An 18619-nucleotide genomic window follows, 5' to 3' on the forward strand; every position below is an offset into this window, starting at 1 on the left:
GTGGGTCGTGTCCATATTCCGTACCAAGCCGGTGGAGCAGTCGATCAGGGAGACCGACGAGCCGGAGCACCGGCTGCGGCGTGACCTGTCCGCGCTGGACCTGGTCGCGTTCGGCATCGGCGTGATCGTCGGTACCGGCATCTTCGTGTTGACCGGGCAGCAGGCGGCGATCAACGCCGGCCCGGCGATCGTGGTCTCGTTCGTCCTCGCCGGGATCGTCTGCGCGCTGGCCGCCATGTGTTACGCCGAGTTCGCCTCGACGGTGCCGGTGGCCGGCTCGGCGTACACGTTCGCGTACGCCACGCTCGGCGAGTTCATCGCCTGGGTCATCGGCTGGGACCTGTGCCTGGAGCTGGCGCTGGGCGCCGCGGTGGTGTCCCGCGGCTGGTCGGCGTACCTGCAGCGGCTGTTCGACCTGCCGCCCTGGCTCGCCGGGGACAAGGCGGTACCGGACTGGGGAGCGATCTTCGTCGTCGCCGCGCTGGGCATCGTCATGATCGTCGGTATGAAGCTGTCCAGCCGCGTCACGAACATCCTCGTCGCGGTCAAGCTGGCCGTCGTGCTGTTCGTCATCGGACTGGGCGTCTTCTTCGTCAAGGGCGCCAACTATCACCCGTTCATCCCGCCGGCGCAGCCCGCCGCGGCCTCCGACGGCGCCAACGCGCCCCTGCTGCAGGTCATCGCCGGGGTGACCCCCCAGCACTTCGGCTGGTTCGGCATCCTGGCCGCCGCCGCGATCGTGTTCTTCGCCTACATCGGCTTCGACGTGGTCGCCACGACGGCCGAGGAGACCCGCAACCCGCAGCGGGACATGCCGCGCGGCATCATCGGGTCGCTGGTGGTCTGTGCGCTGCTGTACGTCGCGGTCTCGGTCGTGGTCACCGGCATGACGAAGTACACCAACCTCAACACCGGCGCGCCGCTGGCCCGGGCGTTCGACGAGGTGGGCCAGGGCTGGGCGGCGCACCTGATCTCGCTGGGCGCGATCTGCGGCATCACCACCGTGATCCTGGTGCTGATGCTCGGGCAGAGCCGGGTGTTCTTCGCGATGTCGCGCGACGGCCTGCTGCCGTCGGCGGTCGGGAAGGTGCACCCCCGCTTCGGTACCCCGTGGCTCATCACGATCATCACGTGCGCCGTGGTCGCCGCCCTCGCCGGCTTCATCCCGCTGTCCGAGCTGTCCGAGCTGACCAGCATCGGCACGCTGTTCGCGTTCGTCGTGGTGTCGATCGGCGTGGTGGTGCTGCGCCGGACCCGGCCCGACCTGCCCCGGGCGTTCCGCGCGCCGGGCGTGCCGTGGCTGCCGGCGGTGAGCGTGCTCGCCAGCGTCTGGCTGATGCTGAACCTGCCGGTGCAGACCTGGGTCCGGTTCGTGGTGTGGATGGCCGTCGGGCTGGTGCTCTACTCCCTCTACGGCCGGCGCCACAGCCGGCTGCGCCGCGCCGGTACGGCCCCCGCGAAACAGCCGCTGAAGGCCTGACCTGACGCCGACGCCCCCCTGCCGCGCGGACCGTGTGCGGCAGGGGGCGTCGGCGTCAGCTCGGGACGGAGCTGAGCTGACCGTCGCGCGCCCCGGCGGTGATCGGCGGCGGGGTCCAGCCGCCGAACACCCGTTCGAGCTCCAGGGCGACCGCGATCGACACGTGGTCGCGGCCGTGCCCGGCCACCACCTGGACGCCGAGCGGCAGACCGGCGCTGTCCAGGCCCAGCGGCGTCTGCGTGACCGGAAGCCCGGCCAGGTTGAACGGCACCACGTGGGCCAGCCACCATGGCCGCCCCACGGTACGCCCGTGGCGGGGCGCCGTGGTCGCCAGCGACGGCTCCAGCAGCACCCCGTCACCGATCGCGTCCCTGAGCTCGGCGGAGATCCGCTCGCCGGCCCTGATCAACTGCTCCGCCAGGCGGCGCGGTACCCGCGCCTGCGCGCGCTCGGCGACCAGCAGCAACCGGGTGGCGACGGTGTGCGGGCCGCCCCGGCGCAGCAGCGTACCGAGGCTGACCTCGCCCGCGCCCGCCGCGAACAGGACGTCCCGGGCGCCGATGCCGGAGCTGCGCGCGAGGGTCGTCACGTACGAGTCGACCGCGCGGCGCAGCGCGGGCATCCGCCGCCGCCGCACCCGCGCCCCGGCGGCGGCGAGGGCCCCGGCGGCCCGCTCGCGCGCCCACAGCATGTCGTCGCTGGCGATCAGCGGCCAGCCCTCGTCGATGAGCAGGACCGGCAGGTCCCGCAGGGAGACGTCGGCCGGGTCGCCCAGGTGGACCTCACCGACCGTGGGGTCGAGACCGTCGGGCCCGGCGATGATCCGCAGCAGCGGCATCAGGTCCTCGGCCCGGCGGGCGAGCGGCCCGTGCACGAACAGCGGGCGGTTGCCGTCGTCGCAGGGCGGCCAGGATCCGGTGGCCGGCGACAGCCCGTGCGACGGCTTGTGGCCGAAGATCCCGCAGCAGAACGCCGGGATCCGGATGGAGCCGCCGATGTCGGAGCCGAGGCCGAACGGCGAGGCCCCGCTGCCGACCGCGGCGCCCTCTCCCCCGGACGAGCCACCGGCGGTACGGGTCGGGTCGTAGGGGTTGCGGGTACGTCCGTAGAGCCGGTTCTCGGTCTCCACCCACAGGCACATCTCCGACGTGTTGGTCACGCCGAGCACGATGGCCCCGGCGTCGACCAGGCGCTGCACGACCGGCGCGGAGGTGCCGGCCGGGACCCCGCCCCGGGCGACGACCCCGGCGCTGTTGGGCATGCCGGCGACCGCCACCGACTCCTTCACCGTGCACGGCACGCCGAGCAGCGGTGGCAGGGCCGCGACCTCCGCCGGTCCCGCGGCCCGGGCGGCACAGACCCGGGCGTCGGCGGCGCGGGCCTCGGCCCGGGCGGCGTCGAACCGGTCGACGACGAGCGCGTTGATCCGCGGATTGGCCCTGCCCAGGGCGGCGATGTGCGCCTCCACCACCTCGACCGCGCTGGCGCGTCCCTGCCGGATCGCGCCGGCGAGTTCCCGGGCCGACATTCCGGTGAAGGCGAGCGTGCTCAAACCGACCTCCCGCGGGTCTTGGTTACGCAGACCAGCAACGTACCCACGGGTAACTTGGCCGGCAAGTACCGACCCTCCCGAGGTCACAGGCGGTTTCAAAATTAGTTCCGGGAAGCCGTGAACCACCCGGGGCACTCCCGCGTACTCCTGAGCGTGGATGGATCTGGTCGGCGGGGGCGAGGCGCCCGAGCCCTGCCCGACCGGTGGGGAAGATCCGGCCCGGCACCCGCCGGGCCGGACTTCACCGGACAAGAGAGCACCAGGTCGGTCGGGGCACGTACCACTGCCCACCGGACCCCTGACACCCAGGCGAGTACCAAGGAGGAGACGTGATCCGAGCCAGCCGCGCTGCATACCTCGTCTGCGGGGTGCTGACCGCGCTCGCACTGGCGGGGTGGGGCGTCCGGGCGGCCGGAACGCCGCACAACGACGTCGCCCGCAACACCGCTGCCCCGTTGGCCGCTCCCACCAACACCCAGGCGCCCGCCAACGCCGGCGCCGAGGACCCCAACGCCGCCAACGGTGGTGCCGGCGGCGCCGCGGCGCCCGAGGCGAACACCCCGGCGGCCGTCCAGGTCGGCTCCAACACCACCAAGCTGACGGCGAAGTCCCTGCCCCGGATGGGCCAGGTCGTCGTCGACCAGGAGGGCTGGGTGCTGTACCGCTTCGACAAGGACACGCCGAACCCGCCGGCCACCAACTGCAAGGACAAGTGTGCCAAGGTGTGGCCGCCGGTGATGGCCGGCGACGGCAACCTTCCCCAGCTCGAAGGTCTCGACCAGGCCCTGGTCGGCACGATCAAGCGCCCCGAGGGCGGCACCCAGGTCACGCTCGCGGGCTGGCCGCTGTACCGCTACATCGGCGACAAGAAGCCCGGCCAGTGGACCGGCCAGGCGGTCGGCGACACCTGGTTCGTGGTGAGCCCGAACGGCAAGAAGAACCTGACCTGCCTGCCGACCGCGCCGCCGAAGGCGGCCGAGCCGCCGGCCGAGGGCGACACCGGCGCCGCCACCGGCGACGCCAACTCCGGTGGCGGCGGCTACTGACGCACCACCGACGCACCACCGACGCACCACCGCTGACCCCGCGGCGTCGTCGCCAGAAGACTGGCGGCGGCGCCGCGGCCGTCTGTACCGACGGTCGCGTGCGTCCGCCGGTCGGGGCGTACGGTGCCGGGCCCGCCCCAGGTGTGGAGCGGGTGATGTCCGGGTACCCCGGCGCCAGACACGGCAGAAAGGGACGCACCATGACGATGGCGGTACTCGGCACGGGCATCATGGGTTCGGCGATGGCCCGCAACTGGCTCGCCGCGGGCGAGGCGGTACGCGCCTGGAACCGCACCCGCGCGAAGGCCGAGCCGCTGGCCCGGTCCGGTGCGCGGGTGGTCGACGACCCCGCGACGGCCGTCGACGGCGCCGACGTCGTGGTCACGATGCTGTACGACGCCGACGCCGTGGCGGAGACCATGGAGGCCGCCGCCGACCGGCTGCGCCCCGGGACGCTGTGGCTGCAGATGTCCACGGTCGGCATCGAGGGCTCCCAGCGGCTGGCCGACGTCGCCGCCGCGCACGAGCTGGTCTACGTCGACGCGCCGGTCGTCGGTACGAAGGAGCCGGCCGAGCAGGGCAAGTTGACCGTCCTGGCGTCCGGTCCCGACGGCGCCCGCGACCGGGTCGAGCGGTTGCTGCGGCCGATCGCGGCGAAGGCGCTCTGGCTCGGCCCGGCGGGCAGCGGAAGCCGGATGAAGCTGGTGGCCAACACGTGGGTGCTCACCGCGACCGCCGGGGTGGCCGACGCGTTCGCCCTGGCCGACGCGCTCGGGCTCGACGGCACGGCGTTCCTCGAGGTGATCGCCGGCGGGCCGCTCGATCTCACGTACGCCCACGTCAAGGGTGCGTCGATGATGCGCCGCGAGTTCCCGCCGTCGTTCCCGGTCAGCGGCGCGCTCAAGGACGCCATCCTCATCCGCGCCGCCGGGGAGGCGGCGGGGGTCGACCTGGCCGCCGTCGAGGCGGCCCGCCGGTACCTCGCCGCGGTGGCCGACCGGTCCCACCGCGACGACGACATGGCGGCGATGTACCTGGCCGCGCGCGAGGCCCGACCCACCGGTACCGCCTGAGCGGGTTCAGGCGGCGGCGTCGACGGCCCGCGACCGGCGTGGGCGGGGCAGCCACCGCCGGCCCGTCGCCCGGCGCAGGCAGTCGTTGACGTAGGCGCGCGCCAGTCGGGCCTCCTCGGCCGCGGTCTCCGCCTCGTCGGCCCAGGCCCGGGCCGCCACCGTGGCGACGTCGACCGCCTGGTACGCGCTGCGCTCGGCCACCGCCGCCGCGTGGTACCGGCGGTGCGCGGCGCGCTCGGCGGCGCGCCGCAGCAGCACCTCGCGCTCGTGCCGGGCGTGCACCTGGTTCCAGCCGCTCGCGTGCCGCAGCACCGCGCGCAGCTCGTCGACGGAGATACCGCCGCGCCGGTAGGCGCCGAGGGCGGCGCGGGCGACCTCGTCACGCGGGTCCGGTTCGGCCGGGACCGGCGGCCCGGCCGGCTCCCCGTCCCCGGCGGGGCCGGGCGCCTCGGCGGCGGGGCCGGGCGCCTCGGCGGCCTCGGCGGTCAGTACCGGCCAGGCGCCGCTCGCGCTCGCCGCCGGCCACACCTCGCCGCCCACGGCGGTACGCAGCGCGGTGACGTACGCCTGCTGGGCGGTGTCGTACTCGTACCAGGCCCGCTCCCGGACCCACTCGGCCGTCCGGCAGCGGGCCCGGGCGACCGCGACCGCCGCCTGCGCGTCGGCGGCGGCGATCCCGGCGCTGACGGCCTGCATGCACAGCGCGTCGACCTCCGCGAGCAGCCGGGCGAGGTCTCCCGCGCGGGGCCGGCGGGTGCGCAGCGGTGTCACCGGCGGCGGCGCCGGTACGGGGTCGGCGGCGCGCCGCTGCCGCCACGCGAGCCAGCCGGTCACCAGCAGGACGAGACCGGCCACGGCGAGCAGGCCCAGCCACAGGGCGACGGCGATGGCGGGCACGAAGCCCGCCGGCGCGGCAAGGGTCGCTGGCGCGTTCACGACAACGGCTCCCCACGTCCGGTGACCGGCTCGGCAGACGGTGACGCCCGACAGACGGTGACGCTGCTCGACAGACTACGACGCCGCGCCGTCCGGGACGCCGACGACGCGGTATCGAACAGTTTAGCTACCTATCGGCCCCGCCGACGCGCGCGGTCTCACGCCCCGGACGGCTCGTCGGCCCGTACCCGTGCTCCGGCGGCGACCGCGGACCCGGACGCGACCACCGCCCCCGCTCCGACCAGCACGACCTCGGCGTCGCGGGCCGATCCGTCCACCCGGGCTTCCGCGCCGATCCGCGCGCCCGAGTCCACCACGGCGCCGGTCACCCGCGCACCACGCTCGACCAGCGCGCCGGGCAACAGCACCGAGTCGGCGACCCGCGCGCCGGGCTCGACGACGGCACCGGGCGACAGCACGCAGCGCTCCACCCGGCCGGCGACCCGCGCACCCGGCGCCAGCAGCGCGTCGACCACCTCGGCGCCACGCTCCACCCGGGCCGCGCCGTGGCGGGTGTCCGCGGTCAGCATCGGCCATGCCGGGTCGTCGAGCCGGATCGGCGGCTCCGCGGCCACCAGCTCCAGGTGGGCGGACAGGTACGCCGGGACCGTACCGACGTCGCGCCAGTACCGCTCGAGCCGGTACTCCCGTGCGGTCGCCTCGCGCACCAGCGCCGGCAGCAGGGCGTCCCCCAGGTCACCGGGGCCGTCGTCACCGGCCTTGGCCGCTATCCGATCGAGCAGGTCCAGGGTGCGTACCGGGTCGAAGACGAACACCTCGGTGGCGACCAGGTCGGTGGCCGGCTCGTCGGGCTTGTAGACGTACTCGGTGATCCGGCCACCGTCGGTGCGTACCACCCCGTACCGGCCGGCCTCCCCGATCGGCCGGCGGGTGGTCACCATGGTGACGTCGGCGCCGCTCGCGGCGTGCGCGCGCACCACCTCGTCGTAGTCGAGCCGGTACACCGCGTCGGCGCTCACCACGACCAGGTGCTCCGGCGCGAACTGGCGGATCAGGGGCGCCTGCCGCCCCAGCGCGTCCGCCGTACCGCGGTGCCAGCCGCCGGCCTCGCCCGCCGGCTCCGGGTGCAGGATCAGCAGCCCGCCCTGGGTGCGGTCGAGGTCCCACGGCCGCCCGTTGGCCAGGTGGTCGGCGATCGACGACGCGTGGAACTGCTCGATCACCCACACGTCCTCGATGCCGGAGTGGCGGGCGTTCGACAGCGGCACGTCGATGAGCCGGTACGAGCCGCCGAACGGTACCGCCGGCTTGGCGCGGTGCTCGGTCAGCAGTTCCAGCCGGCCACCGGCGCCGCCGGCGAGGACGATCATCAGGGTACGGGGGCGTGTCATGTACCGGACTTACCCGTCCCGGCGGCCCGCTACCGGGCCGCCGATCTCACAGGTGCCGATCAGCCAATCCACAGGTTCATCGTCGATAGTTGAGCACACAACCAAGGAGGTGCGGTGACCGCGACGACGACCCGGATGGCCGACCCGACGACCGGGGTGGCGCCCCGGCCGAGGCGGTCGGTGTGGCCGGACATCATCGGCGCGGCGGGCGCGTTCAGCGTGCTGTTCGTCGTCGCGCTGTGGGTACGCGGCCGCGGCCTGCAGGACCTCGGCGGCCTCGTGAGCGGGGTGACCTCGCTCGGCCGGCTGACCGGCCTGCTCTCGGCCGACCTGCTGCTGCTCCAGGTACTGCTGATGGCCCGGGTCCCGTGGGTCGAGCGGGCCTATGGCCAGGACCGGCTCGCCCGCTGGCACCGCCTGGCCGGGTTCACCTCGTTCCACCTGATGCTCGCCCACCTCGTGCTGATCACCGTCGGGTACGCCGGCACGGCGCACGCGAACGTGCTGCGGGAGGCGTGGAACCTGATCATCACGTACCCGGGGATGCTGCTGGCGACCGCCGGCACGGCCGCGCTGGTGATGGTCGTGGTCACCTCGGTACGCGCGGCCCGGCGCCGGCTGCGCTACGAGTCGTGGCACCTGATGCACCTGTACGCCTACCTCGGGGTCGGGCTGGCGCTGCCGCACCAGTTGTGGACCGGCGCCGATTTCACCGGCTCCCCGGCGGCCACCGCGTTCTGGTGGACCGCGTACGGGGTCTGCGCCGGCGCCGTGCTGGTCTTCCGGCTCGGGCTGCCGCTGTGGCGGACCGCGCGCCACCGCCTCGAGGTCGCCGCCGTGGTGGCCGAGGCGCCCGGCGTCCACTCGGTCTACCTGCGCGGCCGCCACCTGGATCGGCTGCCGGTACGGGCCGGCCAGTTCTTCCAGTGGCGTTTCCTCGCCGGCCCGGGGTGGAGCCGCGCCCACCCGTACTCGCTGTCGGCCGCACCCCGCCCGGACTGGCTGCGGATCACCGTGAAGTCCCTCGGCGACGACAGCCGGCGGGTGGCGGCGCTGCGGCCGGGCACGAAGGTGCTCGTCGAGGGGCCGTACGGGCAGCTGACCGCCGGCCGGCGTACCGCGCGCCGGGTGACGATGATCGCGTCCGGGGTCGGCATCACCCCGCTGCGCGCGCTGCTGGACGAGCTGCCGTACGCGCCGGGCGACGCGACCCTGCTCTACCGCGCCCGCTCCGAGGCGGACCTGGCGTTCCGCGGCGAGCTGGAGCACCTCGCGGCGGTCCGCGGCGTGCGGGTGCGGTACCTGCTGGGGCCGCGGGGACGGGACGGCTCGTGGCTGCCCGCCGGGTGGGGCGCCGACGACCGCGCCGACCTGGCCGGCCTGCGCCACCTCGTCCCCGACATCGCCGGCCACGACGTGTACGTCTGCGGGCCGGACCCGTGGATGGCGGCGGTGGTCCGCGCGGCGCGCGCCGCCGGGGTACCCGACGCCCGCCTCCACCTCGAACGCTTCACCTGGTGACACCCGCGCCCACGACCCGCGCCAGCGATCAGTCACACCGGAAGGAACCCCGACACATGCGCAGGATCACGATGTGGTTCGTCACCACGGTCGCCGTGGTCGTCCTGCTGTTCAGCTACCGGACCTCGACAATGGGTCCGGGCGCGACCACCTCGGTCGTGGCGGGCTCGGCGGGCGGCAACGCACCGGGCGTGGTCTCCGGCGACGTGCCGGACACGACGGGCGGCGGCTCCGACGACAACCGGTCGGCGGGCGGCTCCGGCGCCACCGCGGCCCCGGGGACGGCCGGCTCGACCGGGTCCAACGGCTCGTCCGGGTCGTCGGGGTCGACGCGCGCGTCCGGGTCGAACGTCGTGGCCAACGGCACGGTGGCGCAGACCCGGTGGGGACCGGTACAGGTCCGGGTCACGATCAGCGGTGGGAAGATCACCGACGTCACGACGCTCCAGATCCCGGACAGCAACCGCCGCGACATCGAGATCAACTCATACGCGGTGCCGCAGCTGCGCGCAGAGGTGCTCGCCGCGCAGAGCGCGCGCATCGACGTGGTCTCCGGGGCGACCGTGACCAGTGAGGGCTACCGCAGCTCGCTCCAGGCGGCGCTCGACAGCGCGCACTTCACCGGGTGACCGACGGGCACGGGGCGGCCGACGCGAACCGGGCGACCAGACGGGCGTTCGTCGAACAGATCATGGGCCTGCCGGTCAGCGTGCACGTCCGCGGCCCGCGGGCCGGCTCTCCCGCCGCGGCGGCCGCGGTCGCCGCCGTCTTCGCCGAGCTGCGGCTCATCGACGCGCTGTTCAGCCCGTACCGGCCGGACAGCCTGGTCAGCGCGGTCAACCGCGGCGAACCGGTGCGCGACCCGCTGCTGGACCTCGTGGTCGACCTGTGCGAGCGGGCCCGCGAGCGCACCGGCGGGTACTTCGACGCGCACCTGCCCGCGCCGGCCGGCGGCCTCGTGTTCGACCCGTCGGGCCTGGTGAAGGGGTGGGCCGTCGAACGCGCTGCGGCGTACCTGGCCGAACTGGACCGCACGGAGCTGGACTGGTACGTCAGCGCCGGGGGCGACCTGGTGGTGCGCGGCTCGTGGCGGGTCGGCGTGGAGGACCCGGCGCAGCCCGACCGGCTGGTCACCGCCCTCCAGGTGACCGACGGCGCGGTGGCGACCTCGGGCAGCGCGCACCGGGGTGCGCACGTGTTCGACCCGCACACCGGCCGTCCGGCCCGCGGGTTGCGCGCGGTGACCGTCATCGGCGAGTCCCTGACCTGGGCGGACGTCTACGCCACCGCCGCGCTGGCGCGCGGGCCGGAGGCGGTACGCTGGCTCGCCGGCGTCGCGGGCTACGAGGCGCTGCTCGTCCGCGACGACGGCACGCTGCTGGCCACCCCCGGCTGGCCGCTGCTCGACCCGCGGGACGACTGAACCGGGCGGGTGGCCGCCTGAAACATTCCCAGAGACCTCACAGCACCGTACCGGCCTGCCTCCAGCGCCGGGACGCACAGTAGCAAAGTGGTCGGCCGTAACACCCGGGACCGGATCCCGCGCCCACTCCCCGCGGTCCGGCGGGCCGTGGCCGTGCTGCGCGCCGCCCGGACCCGCGCGCGCGGCGCCGGTCGGGCGGTCGGCGGCTTCGTCGACCGGGTACCCCTGCGGGTGCGCCTGGTGGTCGCCGTCCTGGCGCTGGTCGCCGCGGCGCAGGTGGCGACCGGCGCGGCCGCGCTCGCCGCGCTCGACCGGTCCCTGACCAACCGGCTGGACGGCCAGCTCACCTCGTCCGCCCGCGCGGTCGCGCGGCAGTTCCGGCACGGCGTACCCCTCAACGCCGGCGACCTGGTCCGGCTCAACCTGCCCGGCGCGGTCTACGTGCAGGTCAGTGGGCTCAACGGCGACCGCCTGCCGGCCCTGTCGACCGGCGGCCGCCGGGCGCCGGAACTGCCGGCGGACCCCGGCGCGCTGGACACGCCGGTGACCGTGCCGGGTACCGACGGGGGTGCCTGGCGGGTGGTGGTGGAGCCGGTACCCGCCTCCGACGCCGTCCTCGTCATGGCGGTCAGCCTCGACCAGCAGTCGGCGACCGTCGCCAGCCTGGTCGGCATCGACGCCGTGGTGAGCGGGGTCGTGCTCGTCGTCCTCGGCGGCGTGGGGTACCTGCTGGTGCGCGCCAGCCTGCGCCCGCTGCGGCAGGTCGAGGCCGTTGCGGCCGCCATCGCCGACGGCCAGCTCGACCAGCGGGTACCCGAGCGGGACCCGCGCACCGAGGTGGGCCGGCTGGCCCGTTCGCTCAACGCGATGCTGGCCCGCGTCGAGGGCGCCTTCCGCGACCGGGAGGCGTCCGAGGCGCAGGCCCGCGCGTCGGAGCAGCGGATGCGCCGGTTCATCGCCGACGCCAGCCACGAGCTGCGCACCCCCCTCACCTCGATCCGCGGCTTCGCCGAGCTGTACCGGCAGGGCGCGGCCACCGGTCCGGGCGACGTCACCCGGTTCATGCGCCGCATCGAGTCCGAGTCCTCCCGCATGAGCCTGCTGGTGGAGGACCTCCTGCTGCTGGCCCGGCTGGACCAGCCCCGGCCGCTGCGCCGCGGGCCGGTCGACCTCGCGATGCTCGCCGCCGACGCGGTGCACGACGCCCGCGCGGTCGCCCCGGACCGGCCGATCGAGCTGCGTACCAGCGGCTCCTGCCTGATCAGTGGCGACGAGCCGCGGCTGCGCCAGGTGTTGGGAAACCTGGTCGCCAACGCGCTGACCCACACACCGGCGGGCACCCCGGTGACGGTCCGCGCTGTCCGCGAGGGAACCGGCAGCGTGCTGATGGAGGTCGCCGATCGCGGACCGGGGCTGGCGGCGGAGGACGCCGCGCGGGTGTTCGAGCGGTTCTACCGGGCCGACCCGTCGCGAGCCCGGCAGACCGGCGGCAACGGGCTGGGCCTGGCCATCGTCGACGCGGTCGTCACCGCCCACGGCGGCACGGTCGAGGTGGACACCGCGCCGGGTGCCGGCGCGACCTTCCGGGTACGGCTGCGGGCGCTGCCGGCGAGGTCGCCGCGCCCGCGCCCGGCACCGCGCGACAGCGGCCCCCCGCCCGGCCCGGCGGTGCCGGTGGAGTCCTCCGCACGCGGCGCGGCCACCGCCGACCGGGCCCGCTGAGCGGTCACCCCGCCGGCCCGGCCTCGTCCGGCCGCAGCGGCCGCGCCGCCACCAGACAGGTGTCGTCGGCGGGGTTGGCCTGGCGCAGCCCGGCCAGCAGCCGGGCCAGCGGCTGGTCGGGGGCGCACCGGATCGCGTCGGTCACCGCCGCCACCACCTGCTCCAGCCCTTCGGCCAGGGTGCGCCCGGGTCGCTCCACCAGGCCGTCGGTGTAGAGCAGGAACAGGTCCCCCTGGTCCAGGCGCACGGTGGCCGTCGCGTACGGGGCGTCCCGGACGGCGCCCAGCAGCAGGCCGGGCGGCCGGTCCAGCGGCACCGGCACGCCGGCCCGCGCCAGCAGGGGCGCCGGGTGGCCGGCCTGGGCCCAGGTCAGGACCTGCGTGGCCGGGTCGTAGCGGGCGACCACCGCGGTCGCGGTGGCGCCGTCGTCGGTGTCGAACAGCACCCGGTTGAGCAGCCCGAGCAGCTCGGCCGGGTCGGTCGTCACGGCCACGAGAGCGGCGAGCGCCAGCCGCAGCCGGGCCATCGTCGCCGCGGCCGGCAGCCCGTGGCCGGCGACGTCGCCGATCGCCAGCAACGTCCGGCCGCCGGGCAGCGCCGCCGTGTGGTACCAGTCGCCGCCGATGCGCGCCGCCTGCTCGGCGGGCAGGTACCGGACGGCGACCCGCAACCCGGGCAGGTCCACCGGTTCCTCGGGCATCGGCAGGATGATCTTCTGCAGGTCGACCACCAGCCGCTCGGCGCGGGCGACCCGGTCGGCCTGGTGCTGCCGCTCGTCGTACGGGGTCCACGCGACCACCAGATCCGGGCCGAGCCGGCTGACCCGGAAGGTGTACTCCCCCTCGACCCGTACGCCGTCGACGTCGGAGACGTAGCTGACCGGACCGACCCGGCGGGGCTGCCCGGTCGCCAGCACCTCCTGGTACACCGCCCACAGCGGATTGTCACGCAGGGTCGGGTAGGCGTCGCTGACCCGCAGCCCGAGCAGTTCGGTGCCGCGCCGGCCGACGGCGTCGGTGGTCTCCGAGCCCACCGCCTCGATGACGTAGTCGACCGGTGCGCCGTCGGCGCCCGGTACCGGGGCCAGCAGCACCGCCGTGGCCGGCACCGTGTCGAGGACCGTCTGTACCCCGGTGCGCCAGTACTCCATCGCCCCGGCTCTCCCGGTCAGCTGGCGACCGGTGGCGCGGTACGGCCGGCGCCGCCGGTAGTACCGGGGGCGGGCAGCGCCGGACGGGCCACCCCGAACAGCCGGGCCAGCCCGGTGACGCGCAGGTGCTCGTAGACCGACCGGGTCGGGTTCACCACGCTGAAGCCGGCATTCTTCGCGGTCGCGAGCCGGTATGCGGCGACGAGCAGCGCGATGCCGGAGGAGTCCAGGAACGTGACGGCCGCGAGGTCCACCCGGACCGCGCCCAGGGCCGCCCCGGTCAGCGCGGCGAGTACCGTCTCCCGTACCGCGGCGGAGTTGGCGAAGTCGATGTCCCCGAACAGGGACACCTCGATCGCGCCGTCGCCCCGGTCGGTGACCCGTACCGGCTCGTCCATGCGCGCCTCCGTAAACTGCCGCGACGTCGTGGCGAGACCTTCGCGGCGAGCATAGCCGGGGCGCGGTCGGCGCTCACGCGGCGGCGGCCGCCTCGGCCGGGACCAGCCCCAGCAGCACCAGCTTCTCGATGATCGCCACCGGAGGGAACGGCTTGATGACGTACTCGTGGGCACCGGCCGCGAGTGCGCGTACCACCTGGTGGTTCTCGCTCTCGGTGGTGACCATCATCAGGGACATCCCCCGCCAGCGCCGGTCGGCACGGACGGCCTTGATGAAGTCGTAGCCGTTCATCTCGGGCATGTTCCAGTCCACCAGCGCGACGTCGGGCACCCGGTCCGCGGCGAGGAGATGGTCGAGCGCCTCCCGACCGTTGCCCGCCTCGTGCACCTCGAATCCCAGCGGCACCATGATGCGCTTCAGGATGGAGCGCATCGCACGGGCGTCATCGATGATCAGAGCGCGCACGCGGTCACCTCTCGTCGTCTGCGCAGGAAGCAGCCGAGTGCTGACTTCCGGCACCGACGACATCGGCGCGGCGTGGTACGCCCTGAGGAAATCCCGCGCCCTGAGATTTCCGCTCCGCGTGCCGCGCCGCGCCGTACGCCCGTACCCCCTCAGGCGGCCCCGAGCCGGTCCCGGGTCGGCAACGGGCCACCCACCTCGACCACCATGTCGGCTATCCGAGTGACCGGGAGCTCCGGTACCCGGTCGGCCACGCCGTCGGCCACCCGTACCGGCGCCGCGACGTCGACGCCGCTGGCGATGACGACCAGCCGCGCGTGCACCGCCGTCGGGCACGGCGCGTGGCGCCCGCAGCTCGGGCACAGCCCGGACTCCCCCGCGGCGCCGTCGGCGCTGTGTGCCGCCAGCAGATCCAGCGCGGTCAGCGCCAGGACGCTGTCCGGCTCGACGAACCGCCGCCCGTCGCCTCGGGCCGGCTGTCGCGTGCCCGTCCCCTGCTTCTCGTCCACTTCCGTATCCCCCCTCGTTCGGGGATCACACGCCCTCCCTGACGCGAATCCCGGCAGGACCGTCCCCCAACCGGCCGCTGGTGAAACCGGGTGTCAGATCACTAAATGGCAACGTTTCACTGCGTACTGCCGTCCACCGCCGTTCACCCTCCTGTCGGGCATTTGCGGACGAACCATGAGCTAGGTTCCCCATCCCTACGGACCCTGCCGAACTGGCGAGTGGATCGCGAGAATTTCCCGCCAACAGTTGCGGAGCGTCCCGGACTGGTGCATGGTGACTGATGCCGCTGATCGGCGTGACTGCGAGTCACGTCGATCGGTCGCGGGGGACGCGGCGAGACAAGCTCGGTCTCGGAGAGCGCCGCGAGACAAGCCATGGGCGCGACGGTCGGTGCGATCCGGAGCGCGATCCCATGCCGGCCAACAACGACCGGAAGGAGCGACGGCGGTGAGGTACACGCTGCACTGGGGTCCGGACAACGCGCGGCGGATCACGACGGTCGCCGAGCTCGAGGGACTTCTGTCGTTTCTGACCACCGTCCGGGGCCGCGACGGCGCACCGCACGGCGTCGATCTGCTACCGGCCGGCGTGGACGAGGGCGGCCTGCAGCTCGGGATCGGACATCCGCAGCGCGCGTTCGTCGTCTGGCTGGACGCCGGCGCCGCACCCGGCACCGGCGGTAGCTACGGCATCGACGACGACCTGGAGGCGTGGCCGGAGCCGATCGGCTTCGACTGTGGCGTCGACGTGGTCGACTTCAAGCCCGCCTGGACCCGGGTCACCCCGCGCCAGGCCGTCCAGGCCGCCCGGGAGTACGTGGTGACCGGCGCCCGACCGACCTGCCTGCGGTTCGACCCCGACGCCTGACCCGACGGCCGCCGCCGGCCCACCGGTAGGGGAACGCGGCGGCCACCGGGTCGTCAGTAACGGAACGCGCCGACCACCTGTTGCAGCGCGGTCGCCGTCGCGGCGAGGTCCGCCGCGGCCCGCCGGGTGGCGCCGGCGTCGCCGCTGGTCGCCGACGCGGTACCCGCCACCCCGACGATGTTGTCGGTGATGTGCTGGGAACCCGCCGCCAGCTCGCTGACGCTGCGGTTGATCTCGCCGGTGGTCGCCGACTGCTGCTCGACGGCGGTGGCGATGGTCTGCTGAAGGTCCGAGATCCGGCTCACCACGTCGATGATCTGGTTCATCGTCTCGCCGGCACGCTCGGTGGTCTGCTGGATCGCGTCGATCTTGCCGATGATGTCCTCCGACGCCCGCGCGGTCTCCTGGGCCAGGTCCTTGACCTCGCTGGCGACCACGGCGAAGCCCTTGCCGGCGTCCCCGGCGCGCGCGGCCTCGATGGTCGCATTGAGCGCCAGCAGGTTGGTCTGCTCGGCGATCGACGTGATGGTCTTGACGATCTGGCCGATCTCCGCACTCGCGGCGCCCAGCTCGCCGACGGCGGCCCTGGTCGCCTCGGTACTGGTGACCGCGTCGGCGGCGACCGCCACGGCCGACGCCGTACTCCGGGCGATCTCCTCGATCGAGGCGGTCATCTCGTCGGCGGCCGACGCCACCGTGGTGACCTTGCCCGACACCTGCCCGGCGGCGCTCGCGGCCGCACCCGCCTGGTCGCTGGTCAGGGTCGCCTGCGCGTCCATCCGCCCGGACACCGTGGACAGGTCCCGGGACGCGGCGGCCAGTTCGGCGGCCCGCTCCCCCACGCCGGTCAGCGCGTCGCGCATCGAGGCACTGGCGTCGTTGAAGGCCCGCGACATCTCGCCCATCTCGTCGCGGGACTCGTCGTGGAGGGTCGTCGACAGGTCCCGGTCGGCGAGGGCCCGCAGCCCGTCGACCACCCGGCGGACCGGGTTCACCACGCTGGCGGTGATGGTCAGGGCGTTGCCCACCGCGAGGGCGAGCGCGACCAGGAAGCCGAGGATCATGATGGTGCGCGAGCGGGCGGCCAGGGCGTCCGCGTGCGCCTGGGCCGCGTCGCTGCGGGCGGCCACCGAGTCGGTCAGCTTGATGGTGGCGTCCAGGGCCTTGAAGTACTTGTCGTACGAGGGGCCGACGATCAGCTCGTTGGCCTGCTTGATGCTGTCCGGCGTGTCCTGGCGGTACCACTGCACGACCTGCTTGTCGGCCTCCAGGTACCCCAGCAGGTTGTCCTTGACGGTCGCGTACAGCTCGGCCTCGGCCGGGGTGAGGTCGGCCACCGGCACGGCCGCCAGTTCCTTGGCCAGCGCGCCGGCGGACTCGAGGTAGCCCTTGCGGTTGGGCGAGGTGTCCTCGGTGGCCGCCCGCCCACCGATCAGGGCGACGTCCCAGGCGTACGCGACCTGCCAGCCGCTGACGTCGGCGTCGCGAAACTTCAACTGCATCAACGTACGGTTGAGCAACGACAGCCGGCCGACGGTCTCGGCGACCTGTTTCTCCTGCTCGGCCTGGTAGACACCGAGGCCGGTGATCCCGGCCAGCAGCAGGACCAGCGTGCCGAAGGACGCGAGCAGCCGTGCCCGCAGCCGGGCCCGGCGCAGCAGACCGTTCATGAGGACTCCCGATCAGAACATGACTGACGTCACGGTGATCGACGACGGGAGTCGCTTCCTGACCGGTTCCGGGGTGTCGCTGACGCGAAGGTCAGCGCTGCTCGATCGGCACGAAGGCGCGCTCGGTCTCGCCGATGTACACCTGGCGCGGGCGACCGATCTTCGTCTCCGGGTCGGAGATCATCTCGCGCCACTGCGCGATCCAGCCGGGCAGCCGGCCGAGCGCGAAGAGCACCGTGAACATCTTGGTCGGGAAGCCCATGGCCTTGTAGATGAGGCCGGTGTAGAAGTCGACGTTCGGGTACAGCTTCCGCGACACGAAGAAGTCGTCGCTGAGCGCGACCTCCTCCAGCCGCATCGCGATGTCGAGCAGCGGGTCCGGCTTGGCCATCCGGCCCAGGACCTCCTGCGCCGCCTTCTTCACGATGGCCGCCCGCGGGTCGTAGTTCTTGTAGACCCGGTGGCCGAAGCCCATCAGCTTGATGCCGTCCTCGCGGTTCTTCACCCGGCGCACGAACGTGTCGACGTCGTCGCCGCTGGCGTGGATGGCCTCGAGCATCTCCAGCACAGCCTGGTTGGCGCCGCCGTGCAGCGGCCCGAACAGCGCGTTGACACCGGCCGACACCGACGCGAACAGGTTGGCCTGGCTGGAGCCGACCAGCCGCACCGTCGAGGTCGAACAGTTCTGCTCGTGATCGGCGTGCAGCACGAACAGCATGTCCAGCACGCGGGCGGCGACCGGGTCCACCTCGTACGGGGTGGCCGGCACACCGAACGTCATCCGCAGGAAGTTCTCCACGTAGCCCAGCGAGTTGTCCGGGTACAGGAACGGCTGGCCGATGGACTTCTTGTACGCGTACGACGCGATCGTCGGCACCTTGGCCAGCAGCCGGACCGTCGACAGGTCGACCTGCTCACGGTCGAACGGGTTCAGGTTGTCCTGGTAGAACGTGGACAGTGCGCTGACCGCCGAGGACAGCACCGGCATCGGGTGGGCGTCCCGGGGGAAGCCGTCGAAGAAGCGCCGCATCTCCTCGTGCAGCAGGGTGTGGTTGCGTACCCGGTCCGCGAACTGGTCGAGCTGGGCCTGCGTGGGCAGCTCACCGTAGATCAGCAGGTACGACACCTCAAGGAAGGAGACCTTCCCGGCGAGCTGGTCGATCGGGTAGCCCCGGTACCGCAGGATGCCGGCGTCACCGTCGATGAACGTGATCGCCGACGTGCAGGAGGCGGTGTTGACGAAACCGACGTCGAGGGTGACGTGGTCGGTCTCCTTGAGCAGCTTGCTGATGTCGAGGCCGGAGGGCCCCTCGGTGGCCTCACGCGCCGCCAGCGGTAGCTGGCCGTTCGCGTAGTCCAGCTTAAAGTCCGTCATTCCTGCTCCTCAACCGCTCCGCATTTTCCTACTCGCCGGTGGGCGTACCGATAAATCCTGCACCTGACCAGTCTGCCGTAG

17 protein-coding genes are annotated in these 18619 nt (G+C 73.8%); 8 read left to right on the forward strand and 9 right to left on the reverse strand.

Annotated elements, in window-relative coordinates; genetic code table 11:
- Nucleotides 1-7: 7 nt before the first annotated feature.
- Nucleotides 8-1480, forward strand: a complete 1473-nt coding sequence (locus ACNTMW_RS14425) for an amino acid permease (protein ID WP_426634035.1) — start codon at nt 8-10, stop codon at nt 1478-1480.
- 55 nt (nt 1481-1535) lie between these two features.
- Here ACNTMW_RS14425 and ACNTMW_RS14430 read toward each other — a convergent pair whose 3' ends face one another.
- Nucleotides 1536-3032, reverse strand: coding sequence for an amidase (locus ACNTMW_RS14430; RefSeq protein WP_426634036.1), 1497 nt, complete (start codon nt 3030-3032; stop codon nt 1536-1538).
- 329 nt (nt 3033-3361) lie between these two features.
- Between ACNTMW_RS14430 and ACNTMW_RS14435 the strand changes: the two genes are divergently transcribed.
- Nucleotides 3362-4078: a COG4315 family predicted lipoprotein gene (locus ACNTMW_RS14435; RefSeq protein WP_426634037.1), complete on the forward strand. Its 717-nt coding sequence runs from the start codon at nt 3362-3364 to the stop codon at nt 4076-4078.
- 200 nt (nt 4079-4278) lie between these two features.
- Nucleotides 4279-5151: an NAD(P)-dependent oxidoreductase gene (locus ACNTMW_RS14440; RefSeq protein ID WP_483428539.1), complete on the forward strand. Its 873-nt coding sequence runs from the start codon at nt 4279-4281 to the stop codon at nt 5149-5151.
- Between the two features lie 6 nt (nt 5152-5157).
- Here the strand turns inward: ACNTMW_RS14440 and ACNTMW_RS14445 are convergent, their stop codons facing one another.
- Together ACNTMW_RS14445 and ACNTMW_RS14450 are read right to left on the reverse strand one after the other, a co-directional pair.
- Complete coding sequence (locus ACNTMW_RS14445) at nt 5158-6087, reverse strand: hypothetical protein (protein WP_426634039.1); 930 nt, start codon at nt 6085-6087, stop codon at nt 5158-5160.
- A gap of 158 nt (nt 6088-6245) precedes the next feature.
- Nucleotides 6246-7439: a glucose-1-phosphate adenylyltransferase family protein gene (locus ACNTMW_RS14450; protein WP_426634040.1), complete on the reverse strand. Its 1194-nt coding sequence runs from the start codon at nt 7437-7439 to the stop codon at nt 6246-6248.
- Nucleotides 7440-7553: 114 nt separating this feature from the next.
- On the opposite strand from ACNTMW_RS14450, the gene ACNTMW_RS14455 reads away from it, so the two are divergent.
- The 4 genes from ACNTMW_RS14455 to ACNTMW_RS14470 all read left to right on the forward strand — a co-directional run bounded on the left by ACNTMW_RS14455 (nt 7554) and on the right by ACNTMW_RS14470 (nt 12105).
- The gene (locus ACNTMW_RS14455) at nt 7554-8960 is read left to right on the forward strand and encodes a ferredoxin reductase family protein (protein ID WP_426634041.1); all 1407 of its coding nucleotides are present in this window, start codon (nt 7554-7556) and stop codon (nt 8958-8960) included.
- Nucleotides 8961-9016: 56 nt separating this feature from the next.
- Complete coding sequence (locus ACNTMW_RS14460) at nt 9017-9589, forward strand: FMN-binding protein (RefSeq protein WP_426634042.1); 573 nt, start codon at nt 9017-9019, stop codon at nt 9587-9589.
- Entirely contained in the window at nt 9586-10383 is a 798-nt protein-coding gene (locus ACNTMW_RS14465) for an FAD:protein FMN transferase (RefSeq protein ID WP_426634043.1), read from the forward strand. Before ACNTMW_RS14460 ends, ACNTMW_RS14465 begins: the two co-directional genes overlap by 4 nt.
- An 87-nt stretch (nt 10384-10470) precedes the next feature.
- The gene (locus tag ACNTMW_RS14470) at nt 10471-12105 is read left to right on the forward strand and encodes a sensor histidine kinase (RefSeq protein WP_426634044.1); all 1635 of its coding nucleotides are present in this window, start codon (nt 10471-10473) and stop codon (nt 12103-12105) included.
- A 4-nt stretch (nt 12106-12109) separates the two neighbouring features.
- Here ACNTMW_RS14470 and ACNTMW_RS14475 read toward each other — a convergent pair whose 3' ends face one another.
- The 4 genes from ACNTMW_RS14475 to ACNTMW_RS14490 all read right to left on the reverse strand — a co-directional run bounded on the left by ACNTMW_RS14475 (nt 12110) and on the right by ACNTMW_RS14490 (nt 14625).
- Entirely contained in the window at nt 12110-13255 is a 1146-nt protein-coding gene (locus ACNTMW_RS14475) for a PP2C family protein-serine/threonine phosphatase (RefSeq protein ID WP_426634045.1), read from the reverse strand.
- 17 nt (nt 13256-13272) lie between these two features.
- Entirely contained in the window at nt 13273-13653 is a 381-nt protein-coding gene (locus ACNTMW_RS14480) for an STAS domain-containing protein (protein ID WP_426634046.1), read from the reverse strand.
- A 73-nt stretch (nt 13654-13726) separates the two neighbouring features.
- The gene (locus tag ACNTMW_RS14485) at nt 13727-14119 is read right to left on the reverse strand and encodes a response regulator (protein ID WP_426634047.1); all 393 of its coding nucleotides are present in this window, start codon (nt 14117-14119) and stop codon (nt 13727-13729) included.
- 149 nt (nt 14120-14268) lie between these two features.
- Complete coding sequence (locus tag ACNTMW_RS14490) at nt 14269-14625, reverse strand: hypothetical protein (RefSeq protein ID WP_426634048.1); 357 nt, start codon at nt 14623-14625, stop codon at nt 14269-14271.
- A 448-nt stretch (nt 14626-15073) separates the two neighbouring features.
- On the opposite strand from ACNTMW_RS14490, the gene ACNTMW_RS14495 reads away from it, so the two are divergent.
- The gene (locus tag ACNTMW_RS14495) at nt 15074-15493 is read left to right on the forward strand and encodes an Imm1 family immunity protein (protein WP_426634049.1); all 420 of its coding nucleotides are present in this window, start codon (nt 15074-15076) and stop codon (nt 15491-15493) included.
- Nucleotides 15494-15546: 53 nt separating this feature from the next.
- Here ACNTMW_RS14495 and ACNTMW_RS14500 read toward each other — a convergent pair whose 3' ends face one another.
- Nucleotides 15547-17163: a methyl-accepting chemotaxis protein gene (locus ACNTMW_RS14500; RefSeq protein ID WP_426634050.1), complete on the reverse strand. Its 1617-nt coding sequence runs from the start codon at nt 17161-17163 to the stop codon at nt 15547-15549.
- Nucleotides 17164-17254: 91 nt separating this feature from the next.
- Complete coding sequence (locus ACNTMW_RS14505) at nt 17255-18538, reverse strand: citrate synthase (RefSeq protein ID WP_426634051.1); 1284 nt, start codon at nt 18536-18538, stop codon at nt 17255-17257.
- Nucleotides 18539-18619 lie beyond the last annotated feature (81 nt).

Origin of the sequence: Planosporangium spinosum (assembly GCF_049999945.1) — a bacterium.
Lineage (GTDB): Bacteria > Actinomycetota > Actinomycetes > Mycobacteriales > Micromonosporaceae > Planosporangium > Planosporangium spinosum.